Annotated in this window: 22 protein-coding genes; 17 read left to right on the forward strand and 5 right to left on the reverse strand. The window is 39.1% G+C overall.

What is annotated here, in order from left to right; genetic code table 11:
• The first annotated feature begins 15 nt into the window (after window positions 1-15).
• The 5 genes from ABTV07_RS09865 to ABTV07_RS09885 all read left to right on the forward strand — a co-directional run bounded on the left by ABTV07_RS09865 (window position 16) and on the right by ABTV07_RS09885 (window position 2,576).
• On the forward strand, window positions 16-441 hold the full coding sequence (locus ABTV07_RS09865; RefSeq protein ID WP_433750655.1) for an N-acetyltransferase family protein: 426 nt from the start codon (window positions 16-18) through the stop codon (window positions 439-441).
• 23 nt (window positions 442-464) lie between these two features.
• On the forward strand, window positions 465-1,205 hold the full coding sequence (locus ABTV07_RS09870) for a hypothetical protein (RefSeq protein WP_433750657.1): 741 nt from the start codon (window positions 465-467) through the stop codon (window positions 1,203-1,205).
• A gap of 35 nt (window positions 1,206-1,240) precedes the next feature.
• A complete protein-coding gene (locus ABTV07_RS09875) occupies window positions 1,241-1,498 on the forward strand; it encodes an NUDIX domain-containing protein (RefSeq protein WP_433750660.1) in 258 nt (85 codons plus the stop codon).
• 87 nt (window positions 1,499-1,585) lie between these two features.
• Window positions 1,586-1,729 (forward strand): hypothetical protein, encoded by a 144-nt coding sequence (locus ABTV07_RS09880; protein ID WP_433750662.1) that lies wholly within the window; start codon window positions 1,586-1,588, stop codon window positions 1,727-1,729.
• 139 nt (window positions 1,730-1,868) lie between these two features.
• Complete coding sequence (locus ABTV07_RS09885; protein WP_433750665.1) at window positions 1,869-2,576, forward strand: hypothetical protein; 708 nt, start codon at window positions 1,869-1,871, stop codon at window positions 2,574-2,576.
• 295 nt (window positions 2,577-2,871) lie between these two features.
• Here the strand turns inward: ABTV07_RS09885 and ABTV07_RS09890 are convergent, their stop codons facing one another.
• On the reverse strand, window positions 2,872-3,123 hold the full coding sequence (locus tag ABTV07_RS09890) for a hypothetical protein (protein ID WP_433750666.1): 252 nt from the start codon (window positions 3,121-3,123) through the stop codon (window positions 2,872-2,874).
• A gap of 603 nt (window positions 3,124-3,726) precedes the next feature.
• Here ABTV07_RS09890 and ABTV07_RS09895 point away from each other — a divergent pair.
• From ABTV07_RS09895 to ABTV07_RS09915, 5 genes are all read left to right on the forward strand, one after another.
• Window positions 3,727-4,038, forward strand: a complete 312-nt coding sequence (locus ABTV07_RS09895; RefSeq protein WP_433750669.1) for a hypothetical protein — start codon at window positions 3,727-3,729, stop codon at window positions 4,036-4,038.
• A 119-nt stretch (window positions 4,039-4,157) separates the two neighbouring features.
• Window positions 4,158-4,643 carry an HIT family protein gene (locus ABTV07_RS09900; protein ID WP_433750671.1) on the forward strand — a complete coding sequence of 162 codons (486 nt, stop codon included), beginning with the start codon at window positions 4,158-4,160 and terminating at the stop codon, window positions 4,641-4,643.
• Window positions 4,640-5,638 (forward strand): phosphotransferase, encoded by a 999-nt coding sequence (locus tag ABTV07_RS09905; protein ID WP_433750674.1) that lies wholly within the window; start codon window positions 4,640-4,642, stop codon window positions 5,636-5,638. Before ABTV07_RS09900 ends, ABTV07_RS09905 begins: the two co-directional genes overlap by 4 nt.
• Before the next feature lie 20 nt (window positions 5,639-5,658).
• Complete coding sequence (locus ABTV07_RS09910) at window positions 5,659-6,177, forward strand: N-acetyltransferase family protein (RefSeq protein WP_433750676.1); 519 nt, start codon at window positions 5,659-5,661, stop codon at window positions 6,175-6,177.
• Window positions 6,174-6,629: a GNAT family N-acetyltransferase gene (locus tag ABTV07_RS09915; RefSeq protein ID WP_433750679.1), complete on the forward strand. Its 456-nt coding sequence runs from the start codon at window positions 6,174-6,176 to the stop codon at window positions 6,627-6,629. Before ABTV07_RS09910 ends, ABTV07_RS09915 begins: the two co-directional genes overlap by 4 nt.
• Window positions 6,630-6,772: 143 nt before the next feature.
• Here ABTV07_RS09915 and ABTV07_RS09920 read toward each other — a convergent pair whose 3' ends face one another.
• From ABTV07_RS09920 to ABTV07_RS09930, 3 genes are all read right to left on the reverse strand, one after another.
• Window positions 6,773-7,168 carry a DUF1648 domain-containing protein gene (locus ABTV07_RS09920; protein ID WP_433750681.1) on the reverse strand — a complete coding sequence of 132 codons (396 nt, stop codon included), beginning with the start codon at window positions 7,166-7,168 and terminating at the stop codon, window positions 6,773-6,775.
• Window positions 7,169-7,326: 158 nt separating this feature from the next.
• Window positions 7,327-8,220 carry a PhzF family phenazine biosynthesis protein gene (locus tag ABTV07_RS09925; RefSeq protein WP_433750684.1) on the reverse strand — a complete coding sequence of 298 codons (894 nt, stop codon included), beginning with the start codon at window positions 8,218-8,220 and terminating at the stop codon, window positions 7,327-7,329.
• Between the two features lie 12 nt (window positions 8,221-8,232).
• Window positions 8,233-8,481 carry a hypothetical protein gene (locus ABTV07_RS09930; protein WP_433750687.1) on the reverse strand — a complete coding sequence of 83 codons (249 nt, stop codon included), beginning with the start codon at window positions 8,479-8,481 and terminating at the stop codon, window positions 8,233-8,235.
• Window positions 8,482-8,659: 178 nt separating this feature from the next.
• On the opposite strand from ABTV07_RS09930, the gene ABTV07_RS09935 reads away from it, so the two are divergent.
• The 5 genes from ABTV07_RS09935 to ABTV07_RS09955 all read left to right on the forward strand — a co-directional run bounded on the left by ABTV07_RS09935 (window position 8,660) and on the right by ABTV07_RS09955 (window position 10,882).
• Window positions 8,660-9,325 carry an O-methyltransferase gene (locus ABTV07_RS09935; protein WP_433750690.1) on the forward strand — a complete coding sequence of 222 codons (666 nt, stop codon included), beginning with the start codon at window positions 8,660-8,662 and terminating at the stop codon, window positions 9,323-9,325.
• Window positions 9,322-10,092, forward strand: coding sequence for a phosphotransferase family protein (locus ABTV07_RS09940; protein WP_433750692.1), 771 nt, complete (start codon window positions 9,322-9,324; stop codon window positions 10,090-10,092). Before ABTV07_RS09935 ends, ABTV07_RS09940 begins: the two co-directional genes overlap by 4 nt.
• A 105-nt stretch (window positions 10,093-10,197) precedes the next feature.
• On the forward strand, window positions 10,198-10,416 hold the full coding sequence (locus tag ABTV07_RS09945) for a DUF1659 domain-containing protein (protein WP_433750695.1): 219 nt from the start codon (window positions 10,198-10,200) through the stop codon (window positions 10,414-10,416).
• A 45-nt stretch (window positions 10,417-10,461) separates the two neighbouring features.
• Window positions 10,462-10,683 carry a DUF2922 domain-containing protein gene (locus ABTV07_RS09950; RefSeq protein ID WP_433750698.1) on the forward strand — a complete coding sequence of 74 codons (222 nt, stop codon included), beginning with the start codon at window positions 10,462-10,464 and terminating at the stop codon, window positions 10,681-10,683.
• Between the two features lie 58 nt (window positions 10,684-10,741).
• Window positions 10,742-10,882 carry a YvrJ family protein gene (locus ABTV07_RS09955; protein ID WP_245948374.1) on the forward strand — a complete coding sequence of 47 codons (141 nt, stop codon included), beginning with the start codon at window positions 10,742-10,744 and terminating at the stop codon, window positions 10,880-10,882.
• Window positions 10,883-10,936: 54 nt separating this feature from the next.
• On the opposite strand, the gene ABTV07_RS09960 is transcribed toward ABTV07_RS09955, so the two are convergent.
• Complete coding sequence (locus tag ABTV07_RS09960; RefSeq protein ID WP_433750701.1) at window positions 10,937-11,761, reverse strand: STAS domain-containing protein; 825 nt, start codon at window positions 11,759-11,761, stop codon at window positions 10,937-10,939.
• A gap of 171 nt (window positions 11,762-11,932) precedes the next feature.
• On the opposite strand from ABTV07_RS09960, the gene ABTV07_RS09965 reads away from it, so the two are divergent.
• Window positions 11,933-12,319, forward strand: coding sequence for a CidA/LrgA family protein (locus tag ABTV07_RS09965; RefSeq protein ID WP_433750703.1), 387 nt, complete (start codon window positions 11,933-11,935; stop codon window positions 12,317-12,319).
• Entirely contained in the window at window positions 12,297-12,980 is a 684-nt protein-coding gene (locus ABTV07_RS09970; protein ID WP_433750705.1) for an LrgB family protein, read from the forward strand. The genes ABTV07_RS09965 and ABTV07_RS09970 overlap by 23 nt, the downstream gene beginning before the upstream one ends.
• Window positions 12,981-13,011: the final 31 nt, after the last annotated feature.

Raw genomic sequence — 13,011 nt, forward strand, 5'->3', positions numbered from 1 at the left:
AGGAGCTTTAAAACCATGAACATCATACCCGTTCGAAAGGCAATCATAGATGATCTTGATTATATTGCAGCTATAGATTGCGATGTTATACAAAATGATAGTCGAAAACATATCTTGAAAACAGCAATACAGGAACAAAAGTGTCTTGTTGGAGAAATCTCGGGAAAAATTGAAGGGTTCTTGACATTTCATACAGATTTCTTTGAGTGCAGCTTCATCTCACTTGTCATCGTTTCCCCAACTGCACGAAGAAAAGGACTGGCCAGCAGATTGATAAAAGAATTCATCAGGCAGTCCCCAACAGAAAAAGTGTTTTCATCAACCAATGAATCCAACACTCTTATGCAAAAAGTATTTGACTCGCTCGGTTTTAAACAAAGCGGGATCGTCCATAACCTGGATGAAGGGGATCCGGAAATGATTTATTTTATCCTACAGTAGGGTATAAGCTGGGAGATTCTAAAATGAAAAACATATATGCATTTGAACATAAAGAGGATTACGAAAAGTACGAAGCAATTATTCAGAGAATGAGTCTTAATTTAAAGGAATATCAGTGTCATTTACAAGATAGATATCAATTAAATATCCTTCCAAAAGGCATTGTTTGGACCAGTCATGAATTAGCTATTAATACATTCTCCTCAATTCCAATCCCTGCTTTTACAAATAAGGATCTTATTTATATCTCTCCAGACTTGCACAATTGGAGAAAATTGTTCCTGCAGCAGTTGGAAGGGAACACTTTACCGGACATCGAAAGATTTTATGAGAATTTTTCTGAGAAGCATTTACTCGTGATTTTGGCACACGAACTTACTCATCACTCAGATCTATTCTTAGATGAATTTGATGATGAACGGGAAGATAGCATTTGGTTTGAGGAAGGCATGTGTTTTTACTTGCCTCGACGCTTATTATTGTCGGAAAAAGAATTCAATGAAATTACGTTTATAGAAAATACATTAGTCGAAACATTTAAGGACCAGTTTGGAAATCATTCTTTAAATGAGTTTGGAAAATGTGCTTATGAAGGCACATTGACTAGTATCATGTTTGATTATTGGCGAAGCTACCTGGCGGTGAAAGATTTGGTGGATAAACAAAAAGATAAAAATCCACTAGTGCTGTTTAGTGAGTATAAAAGTTGGCATGATCATGGACGCAAGACTCCATTGACAGAATATTTTCATGTGAACATATAGTTAACTAATTCAGAATAGTAAAGCGGGGAAGCAAAATGACAACCCAATATGTAAACTGGGGAGAAGCAGTTGTGAAGCTTACTTGGATTCAGGGTACTGCACTGCCTCCGAGAGATTTTATTACAAGCGTTCACGGGTTCTGCTTTCATGAAGGCAAAGTCCTGCTGGTGAACCTGAATCATAGAGGATGGGATTTTCCGGGTGGACATATTGAAGGAAACGAAACACCACAGGAATGTTTTCATCGTGAAGCTTATGAAGAAGGGTATGTGTCGGGAAAATTACCCCCCTGAGGATGCATTGAGGTAAATCATGAGGAGAATTCTCTCTGGAATGAAGATAGTCCTTATCCCAAAATAGGATATCAGGTATTCTACTGTATGAACATTGAAAAAGTACATCCTTTCGAAGGGAATTTCGAGTCTGGTGACCGGATCTTCATCAATGAAGAAGAAGTAAAAAATTATTACAAAGAGTGGAATTTACTTTATGAGAAAATACTTCAGCAGGCAGTGAATATATAATAGGTTTTACTAATAACTATTTATCTCTTAAAAAAGCGCTGCACTTTGCGGCGTTTTTTTGCTGCAGTCAGTTACACATATAAAGGTGTATGTTATAATTTGGAAAAATGATAAATAGAGTTATCATGGGAGGGTTGATATGAAATCGTTAACATATGTGTTGGGCGCTGCCGTCCTTACCATATTTTTAGCCTCATGTAATAATCAAATCACAGGTTGTCCGGATGCTGAAATTGAGTGGGTTGATGTATTAATGGTAAACGATATTAAATACCAGCATCATTTTCCAGGGCCAGCAGATCAAAATAAACAGATAACAATTGAAAAAGGAAAAGAGATTGGCAAAGTGTCTTACAAAATGGCTGATAATGCTTGCACTAACCATGAAACCAAAAACGGAGATGCGGCTTATCTTGAAAAAGGTACTCCAATTTATGAAATAAAAGGATACCCAACTACGTTAGCGGTTGCAGCCGAAGATAAGGTCTATATTGCTGATCAAAATAAGAAGGCGAAAACTGCTAAAGAGTTTCTTCCACTTGAGGGGCTGGTTAAAAACATTTACATTGAAAGTACTGATGACGGAAGTATCTCACATTCCTTTGCTCCAAATATAAAAGAAGAATTTATTAAAACATGGGGAACCTTAAAACATAAAGACGATCATAAACTATATGAAGAAGGTGCCTACGAAGGAGATATGGTTTTTATACGCATTGAATTAAATAACGGAGTGACCTTTAGACAAGTGTACTGGAAAAAATCGAATGTATTTAGTGGTGGAATTGTCGGGAATGAAGATATGAAAAAGTTAATTGAAAACGAACTATCTAAAACAAAAAATTGATTCACACAGAAAAAGCCGCTGTTTTGCGGCTTTTTTACTTGTAAGTTAAGGAGAATTCTTAAGATTGGACGGAAAATGAAGGAAATAGTCTTCTTAGGCAAGTTTTCGAGTGCAAAGAGGGGGAAGATTCTCTTCCGTCTCAGCTCTATGAACCACTTATGACATCCTTTGCGCGAAAGTCCTCGTCTTATGCGCCAAAAATTTCTTTTATGCGCCATTGACAACCCCTTATGCGCGAAAATCATTTACTTATGCGCCAGCCCAGGCACCTCCCGACAGGAAAACGTTCTATTGCCTAAGTCTTGAAAGCAACCAAAAGAGATTTTACATATTTCGACAAAAACCGGGCAGTGCCTGTCACTTCGGTGTCGACTTCGGTGTCGCTTCCCTTCACTTCCCAAAAAAGCTCTCCCACAGGTTTTTTCTCATAAAGCGCCGTTTTAGTGGGATTCGGAAGATTTTCACTAATATAAATGAAAAGATGCTTGAAAGAAATAAAGTGAAATAAGGACGAATCATAACCAGCCTGCTGAATATGAACATACATAAATAAATTGCCCCTGACCAAAATCCATTCCAGCCGTGGCAGAATTTAATATATCCCTTTCGCTGGGCAATGGCTTCAACTAAAGATGAGGTTCCTACCCATTTAAGGATATAGAAAAAATTTTGCGGCCATCTTTTTGGATACGTTGATAAAAAGGATTGAATAAAGAGAGGCATAATGAGAAACAAATGAATGGCTCTTAATGTAGTTACTTTGAAAATTTTCGACTTGAATTCCCAAAGAAGCTTGTATCGGCATAAATAATAATAAATAAAATTGAAGAATAGAGTGTAAAGTACCCCTCCAAACGTTTGGGGAAGCATGAGCCATGATTTTTTTCTTATATTTTGGATGGATAACCAAAGGAGAATGGCGATATGCACAATATAACCTTCTTTCAACTTTTGTCAATCACATTTATAGGGTGTAAAAAAATGTATGAATTATACTTCTTTTCTAGCTGAATGCGCTAAATTGGCTGCAAAAGCGAACGTGGTAATACCACCAAAGCCAACAAATTTGTGAAAGTTCCTTTCTAAATGAAGTGTGAAAGGAAAAGGAATTGGGTATATTGATGGAAAGTTCTGAAAAGGAGTGGAGCGGATGGAAGTCAATGAAGCGATCTATGAAGGTGCGGCAAGCCGATTGGAAAAAGAAGCTTTGAAATGCGGGCAATTATTTTTAACCAGTACTTCTCTCGTCTACCGGGATCAGGAAATGGAAGAAATCATGATCGGCATCAGGGACATCCATGGGCTTTATCCAATGAAAAACCGATTTTTAGGAATTCCTCTGCTGTCAAAAGGATTGATAGTCCAAACGAAAAAAGGGGAAATCCATCGATTTGCAATGGGGAAAGTTGAGAAATGGAGAAGTGAAATCACAAAAGCCATGCGAAAAGTGAAAATTTTTTAATCGAAAGGGCACATAGCGGCCTATTTTTTTTGCGCAAAATTGGGAAGGTGATTTGGATTTTCTTAGAGAATATAGCTTTATATAGAATTAGTGAATGTTTCAAGAAAAGAGGATCATCTATGAGAAAGATAACATTGGCAGATGGACAGACGGTAGAGGTGGAATGTTTGAGCTGCGCACTGACAAGCCGCATGATTGACCCTGTTGGGGGAGTAATCCTTGAAACAGATCATTTCCATGCACATCAGGATGTTGCCTACCCAATCAAAGGTTTGGTCATCCTGGCTTCCAAACGACATATAAAATGCCTTGATGAATTGACGAAAGAAGAAAGATACGAATACATAGATATAATGACCAGGATAAGAGAAGCTCAGCGCAGTGTCTTGAGAATCGAGCATGTCTATTATTTTTACAATGAAGACACCACCCATCATTTTCACATATGGATGGTGCCGCGCTATGACTGGATGGGTGACTTTGGCAGGTCTGTTGAATCCGTCCGGCCTGTTTTGCTTCATGCACGGAATCATATGAATACAGTGGAAAATCAAAAAGTGGTGATTGAGGCAATTGAAGCACTGCGGAAAGAGTTGAATTCATGACACTCCTAGGCGAAAAAACAAGCATGACGGAAGATGCGATATTAAGTGACTTGCTGCAAGCATGTGAGCGCTATTTTAGGTTGAAAGTACTTGATGCATCACCGATTAAGATAGGCTACCTTAATCTAAAATGGAAATTGACGACAGATTCCGGCGCCTACCTATTAAAGCAATATAACCAAAAAAGGCTGCAGCTCTATGATCAAAAGGCACTGCTGGAAGCTTTTCAATTACAAATGAAACTGTATGATAGTGGACTGCCGTGCCCAAAGCTTCACTCCTATGAAGGGCGGTATTTCCTGACTTCCAAAAAAAGCGAACTATTTTTACTCATGGATTACTGTGATGGAGAAATTGTCCCTCCAGGAAAAACAAATGAAGCGCAGATGTTTGAGCTTGGAAAGACAGCCGGTTTCATGCATCATTTGTTAAATGAACAAGGTCTGCGAAAAACCCCTCAATTTATAATGCCTGATAAAGATGACCGATTGAAGCACTGGAGAACACTGCAGCATACAGCAGAAACAGCGAGAAATGATCAACAGAATGCTATCTTCAAAAAGCTGCATTCTGTTACAAGTTCAATAGATTGGAATGAATTTGTATTGGGGGAGACAGGCTGGTCACATCGCGATCTCTGGATGGATAATCTCTTATTTGACGACAAGAAACTTTGCGCTATTTTGGACTTTGACAGGATGAAATATGACTATCCTCAGTTGGATGCAGCGAGGGCGGTCATATCTGGAGCTCTAGACAATGGCCGCCTGGACGTGAAGCGAGTACGTGCATTTATGGAAGGCTACAATATCCATTGTCCTATGGATGAAAAGAAAATGGTTCAGTCTTTAAAACTTTTGTGGCTGATGGAAAGCACGTGGTGGATTACTGAAGATATGGCTGACCATAAAGGACCGCCAATAAGATTTGCGGAAGAGATGTTGTGGCTTACTGATAATTTCTTTCAATTGGAAGATGTATTTAAAAATACTTAAAAAGGATTATGGTGACTAGTATGTCAGTATTTATTCGTAAAGGCACTGTAAATGATGCACAAATTCTGTTATCCATACAAAAAACAGTAGTTTCTGAAAGAAAGTATTTAATCGCATTACCGCATGAATTTTCAAAAACAGTGGACCAACAAAAGGAGTGGATTGAAGGAATTCTTCAAAATGAACGGGACATGCTCCTGGTTGCTGAAAAGAATGGGGAAGTGGCAGGATGCATTGTTTTTCAAGCCAATTCTTCTAAAGAAAGAGTTGCCCATAAAGGTGATTTTGGATTATTCCTTAGCCCTGAACATCGGGGGCATGGTATTGGGAGGATGCTTTTGCAAGAGCTGCTCGATTGGGCAGAAAAAAATCCAAATATAGAAAAGGTTTGTTTAGGCGTATTTTCAATCAATGAACGGGCTATCGCACTTTATAAAAAACTGGGATTCCTGGAAGAGGGACGAAAAGTCAGGGAATTCAAATTTGGTGAGGACGAGTATGTAGACGATATTTTGATGTATAAGTGGGTGAAGCAATGAATGAAGAGATGCAAGATACATATCGAGTTGTTCCATTTGAGCAAAAATATGCTGATCAGACCGTTCAAATGTGGCGGGACAGCAAGGAAGCAGCCATTGGCCAGAAGGAAATTCATAGTTTTGAAAGTCATTTGTATTTCTTAAATGAAATCCTCCCGAAAGAGTTCGAGATTGATATTGTCTTGCTTAATGAACAGGTAGTGGGAATCATGGCTTATAACGAAAATGAAATCAGCCAGCTCTACGTCCATAACGATTATCAAGGAAAAGGGATTGGAAAGGTGTTATTGAGTAGAGCAAAGGAAAAGTCATCCGGGTGCCTTTCCCTCTATACATTTGAAATCAATGAGAAAGCCCAGAAGTTTTATTCTCGAAATGGATTTGAAATCACAGCAAGAGGGCATGAGAATGAAGAAAACCTGCCGGATGTACGGATGGAATGGAAGTTGTAAAAAAAGAGCAAGCCTAACGCTTAGGGTGTTAGGCTTATTTAGGCTATATTAAAGTATATAGAAGGTTTTTTTTAGTGAAAATCTGGTTTAATTGGTTTCTTTATATTGATAAGTAAATTCATGGTTGTTTAAAATTAACAGGATTATAGAATAGACCTGATTATTTTCCAATTGGTTAATATAAGACAGATTACTATTACATTTTTAATTGCATTCACGATAATTCTATTGTATTTTGTTTCTTTATCCATATCGTCACTTCTGAACATTCGCAAGTTGATATTTTGAGGAAACCTTTCGAAGAAACTAAAAACAATCCAAGCTAATATTCCTAAGACAGGAAGACCCAAAATGCTTTTTTTACTTCCCCATTGAGATATACCACCATCTGAGTCATACTTCATTGGGATTTGGCTTGGTATTGTCGACCACTTCAAATAAATGAATATTAAAATGACTATTACCGCAATAACCGACAGTAAATCAAAACATTTTTCAAATAGAGTCCTTTGAATTTTTTCATTTAATCGGTTCTGCATTCAATAACCCCTTCCATTTCATTGATAAAATGATTACTTCTAAAGGAGAGGTTTCCACATAGTGTTAAACTCATTGATAACCTATAGGAACACTCACTCTTGATCAAAATAATAAAAATCGAACCGTTAGCAATATCAACAGTTAGCTTATTTTATTACTAACGTATATTAACTTCAAACTCCTCTGTGAATACTGCAGTTCCTGAAATGGAGACCTCAATCAAATCTCCTTGTCTGTCCATTCTTACAGCAACACGGCCATCTTTCCCCATTTCCTGTCCCTGTTCTAATTGAAGCTGCATGGGAAAAACAGGATCTTCCGCTATGTATTTAGCATAATATGCACCCATTACGGCAGAAGCGGTTCCAGTTATAGGATCCTCTTTAATCCCTGTTAAAGGAGAAGAAAAATGCCTGGAGTGCATGTGGCATTTCGGGTCGGTTGTCTCTAAGCAAAAAGGATGCAGGGACGATTCAGGTATTTGTTGGAAGATACCAGGGAAATCCTCATTCTTTGGCTCCATTTTTTCAAAGGGCATTAATCCAAGCATCGGGACAAGAAGGGTCCAGGAGCCTGTATTTCCAAACATTATAGGAAGAGAGGTGTCAAAATCCTCTATCTTCACTCCCATTGATGCGGCCAGCGCAGTCCGATCCCCAGTAAATTCTTTGAATTTAGGAGTTGCTTGCTTCATCTCGATGAATAGGCCATCAGGGGTTTTTTCGATTCGGATGGGAAGCACGCCTGCCTTTGTTTCAATAGTGAGAAAGTCTTCTTTACCTAACGTTCCTTGTTCTTTCAGCGCAAGAACAGCGGCAATAGTGGCATGTCCGCATAGATTTACTTCTTTTCCGGGAGTGAAGTAGCGCAGTTGAAGATCTGCTTTGTTCGATTTTAAAACAAAAACCGTTTCGCTGTAGCCAGCTTGAAAAGCAATGTCTTGCATTTCCTGATGAGATAAATGGGCTGCATCGATCACAACACCTGCTGCATTGCCCTTGTAAGGCTCGCTAGTAAAAGCATCATAGCGGTAAATTTTTATCGTTTTCATCGGTTCCTCCTGTTAGTGGATTGCATTTATTCCTGCATAAACCAGCAAGCCTATAAAAATAGCCAAGTAGATTCCTGCAGATCTCGTTTTTCGAAAAGAAGCGTTTAGCATCATCTTGATACTCATGTAGATAATAATGATAAGTATTGCGATGAAAAGAATCATATAGGAATAATCCCTAAATGAAAAGGCGAAAAAAAGGAAAATCATATTAAATAATAGGGCAGAAATACTTTCAGTTGGAGAAAAATACTTATTCATTTAATACACCTCCAATTAGTTCTTTTAAAAAAATGCGTCTATATATTTGTACGAATTTTTTAGCTTTTAGTTTCATATTCTTTGATAGCGCATTACAAATTTAACCAAATGCAGGATTGGATGAAAAAAATGTCGAAAATATAAGAAATAACCAAATAGATTAGATTGGAGAATCAATATGAGCACAGAAACATGGAAAAAAGTAGATGAGTATTTTACTAAGAAATTACATGCACCCCATTCCATCATGGATGAAGTGCTGAAAGCAAACGAAGAAGCGGGACTGCCATCCATCGATGTGTCACCGAATCAAGGAAAGCTTCTGAAACTCTTGGTGCAGATGAAAGGGGCCAAAAAGATATTGGAAATCGGTACACTTGGAGGCTACAGCACTATTTGGATGGCGTGCGCACTGCCTGAGGACGGTCAATTGATTACCTTGGAATACGCCGAAAAACATGCAGATGTGGCTAGAACAAATATTGAGAAGGCTGGACTTTCTGAAAAGGTTGAAATTATCATAGGAGCTGCATTGGATTCTCTTCCGGTTTTAGAAGAACGCGGGGAAACAGATTTTGATTTTATCTTTATTGACGCCGATAAACCGAACAATCCACATTATTTGGAATGGGCATTGAAATTAAGCAAGCCAGGTACGGTCATCATCGGAGATAATGTGGTGAGAAATGGAAAAGTAGTGGATGAAGACACAGAAGATGCAGTCATTATAGGTGTTCAATCGTTCATCGATCTTCTTTCAGGAAATCCCCGTATTGATTCTACAGCGATTCAAACCGTCGGAAGCAAAGGCTACGATGGATTTGTGCTAGGAATCGTTAAATGACAAAGAGATTGAATGAAATTGTTTTAGGAACACCTATTGCACATGGAAATACAGCAGACATCTTCTTATGGGAAAACAAAATTGTAAAACTTTATAAAGAGCATTTGCCTGAATCTGAGGCAGGGAATGAAGCCAAGAAACAACTGGCTGCCTACTCGAGCGGACTTCCTGTTCCAAAAGTGTTGGAAGTCTCAAAGGTCAATGGCAGGCAAGTGCTTATCATGGAGTATGTGAAAGGGGAGACGCTAGGGGATCTCCTCCAAAAAAATATAGAGAAGACTGAATACTATCTCTCAGTATCTGTTGATCTTCAAATGAACATGCATAAGAAAGAAACGAATGAACTTGTAGATATGCCCGAAAAACTGAGACGTCAATTAAAAAATGCATCTATTTTAACAGAAACGCAAAAAGAAGGGCTCATCCAGAAGTTAAGCACCATGGTGTATGAACCAAGGATTTGCCATGGAGACTTTCATCTCTACAATTTAGTTCAATCAGATGAAAATTTCACTATACTTGACTGGGTGGATGCAAGCTCCGGGGATATCCGGGCAGATGTATATCGTTCATACCTTTTGTACTCCGAAGTATCCAGTGAATTAGCGGAAAACTATCTGCGCATTTATTGTGAAAAAAGCGGGTTGAACAAAACGGAAATCATGGAATGGGCGCCCATCATAGCAGGTGCCAGGCTGTCAGAGAATGTATCGTCCGAAAACGAAAAGTATTTGATGAAGATTGTTGCCGGGGATAGGCAAGAATAGCATTAAAATCTACATCCACTGTCGAGGACAGTGGATTTTTTTATTTTAGGGGTGTCCTTTTTTCATTCTCATCTGTATATAGAGGGTGAAAGGAGGTGATACGACATGGCACAGGCATTATTGAAAGATTCCAAATTGAAGTTGATGTTCCAGGCAGGGGTGGATGAGAACGGAGATCCTGTTTTCAAGAACAAGACCCTCAATAACATCAAAACGGATTCCACTCCGGATCAATTGGATCAAGTGGCGCAGGCCCTTAAAGCTCTATGCAGCTCCCCTCTTGTAGAGGTGGAAAGGGACGACAGCTACGACATTGAGGCGTAATAGCGGTCAAGAAAGCTAGATGAAAGAGGGAGGAGGTGAAATATCTTGGCAAAATCACTTGAATTGCAATTTGTAACAGCTGACGGCAAATCAGCGAAGCTTTCGATTGACAATCCAATCGAGCCTGTGGACACAGCGCAGGTTAAAGCTTCGATGGAGGCTATCATTGCAGCAGATGTGTTCTTCACAAATGCAGGATCATCTTATTCAGGCATTAAGGGTGCCCGAGTAGTTGAGCGAAATGTCACGGACTACACGATTGAGTAATCAATGGGGCCTGTTCTATTGGACAGGCCCTTAATTAATAGGAGAGGAGGGGGAAAGGGTGGACCAGTTCATCCCATTTATCAGTGAGGTTGGATTCCCCATTGCGGTCACGGTGTATCTGCTTTATCGGATTGAGACGAAGCTGGATGCGATCGTTGCCTCCATTGTCAATCTGCCGGAACGAATTAAAGGGGTATAAATAAAAATCCTTCGCCGTTTAATACGGGGAAGGATTTTTTCATCAGGAATAAATTTATGAAAGATATAATCGCAGTGTTTCTTGAAGTGTACCTTTTGTTTCAGCTTTTTTATCGAACGTAATGCCTGCATGGACCATCCTTCTTGTAAGATCAGGGCGCATACCCGTAATGATGGCCTTGCATCCCATCATATTGACCCCGGTCAGCACTTTTTGGAAATGGTCCATGACATCCAATTCCATATCGGCTACCCCTGAAAGATCGATCACCAATGTCTGTACCTGCTGTGCAGCAATGTCCATTAATGCTTTTTCTTCGATTGTCTGCATACGGTAAGTGTCGATGGAGCCAATCAAAGGAAGTACCGCAACCGTTGGACCAACAGGAATGATCGGAACAGACAGATGTTCTACAAGCTTTCTTTGTTCGTTGATCATTTCATCTTTATAGGTAGAATAATTGAGGAAAAAACCATTAAGGAAATCATCGATCCCGTCATTTATTTTTTTCTCAAGTTCATAGAAATCTTCTTGGGAAGGGACGATATTGTTCAATTTCTCCCATTTATAATTAAAATCCCAAAGCGTCCTTCGAATTGCCTGCACCCATTCTAGTTTGAACGCAAGTGTCAGGTTGTGCTGAGCCCATGCTACTCCTTCCTGGCGTGCAAACGCTGTCAATTCAGCGTCTCTTTCCTCGATGACATGCAATGCAAGAGTTTCAGCATTTTTTAAGAGATCAATATTTCCTTTTAAGAGGATTTCATTGATTTTGGAAGCAACATTGACCGCTTCAGATAAAAGTTTTTCTTGGAATTTATCTCTGTTTTCAATAATAAATTGAGAGATGTTCGCGCAATTTTGAAATGTTGCGTTCATACTAGGTACACTCCTACTCAAAATATTTTTAATTGTATGTATTAACTATTCTCATGTACCCTATATTTTCCTTCATTAAACCTAAAAAATGATAAATTTTCATTCAAGCTGAAAAAAGTTTTTTTCGATATAATGAGAAATAGCTTTGAACGAAAGGAATTGTTTTACAACATGAAAAAAGCCATTTTATTTTTATGGCAAATTGCATTGATATCCGCTATCTATCTAATTTCCGTTTTTCTCGTTAAATGGCTTCATATTCCAGTTCCTGCAGGTGTTTTTGGCATGGTCCTTTTATTTGTCCTGTTATCAATGGGATTTATTAAACTTGAGAATATTTCAATAGGTGCTGGATTTTTGAATAAACATTTAGGGTTCTTTTTCATTCCTATAGCAGTGGGGCTGATGAATGAGGGGCCGCTCGTGAAAGAGATGGGTATACAATTATTTTTGATGATTTTCGGAAGTACGATCATAGGGCTGTTAATAACGGCAGGATTGACTCATTTTTTATCCAAAAAGGAGGAAAAGCAGCATGCACCTTCTGACATGGATTGAAATCATTTTGACCATTTTAGTCTATATCGGGGCAAGGTTTTTTTCACAAAAAGTGAAATCTCCACTGACGACACCAATATTCACATCAACATTTGTCATCATCCTGATTTTCCTGCTCTTTCATATTCCTTATAAAGATTATCGTGAAGCCAATCGCATCATTTCATCCATGCTCGGACCTGTAACAGTGGCGTTGGCAGTTCCAATCTATCAAAATCGTGAATTAATCAGAAAACGGATGCTTCCTGCTGCAGCAGGGCTATTAATCGGAACCGTATCAACGATTCTTACAGCTGTATGGTTTTCCGTTTGGCTTGGACTTCCGGAAAAAATCCAGGCAACTGCGGCTGTCAAAGCAGTGTCCACTCCGGTTGCCATCCAGGCTGCCTTATTGATTGGAGGGGACCCATCCCTTGCAGCAGCGTTTGTCATCACTGCTGGCATTATTGGGGCTGTGTTCGGACCGCTTATCTTAACAAAATGCAAAATTACGGATCCTTTTTCAAGAGGGTTGGGCATCGGAACGGTCTCCCATGCCATCGGAACAAGCCAAGCTGGAATGGAAGGCCCTTTAGAAGGCGCAGCATCTAGTGCAGCCATGGGTCTTGCTGCCATGATCACTGCCATCATCCTGCCGTGGCTGTACCCGTTGATTTCTTGAGGTTTTGAGCATAAGATAGTAAAAGATGTCT

Origin of the sequence: Falsibacillus pallidus (assembly GCF_050990905.1) — a bacterium.
In the GTDB taxonomy this organism is placed as follows: Bacteria; Bacillota; Bacilli; order Bacillales; family DSM-25281; genus Falsibacillus; species Falsibacillus pallidus_A.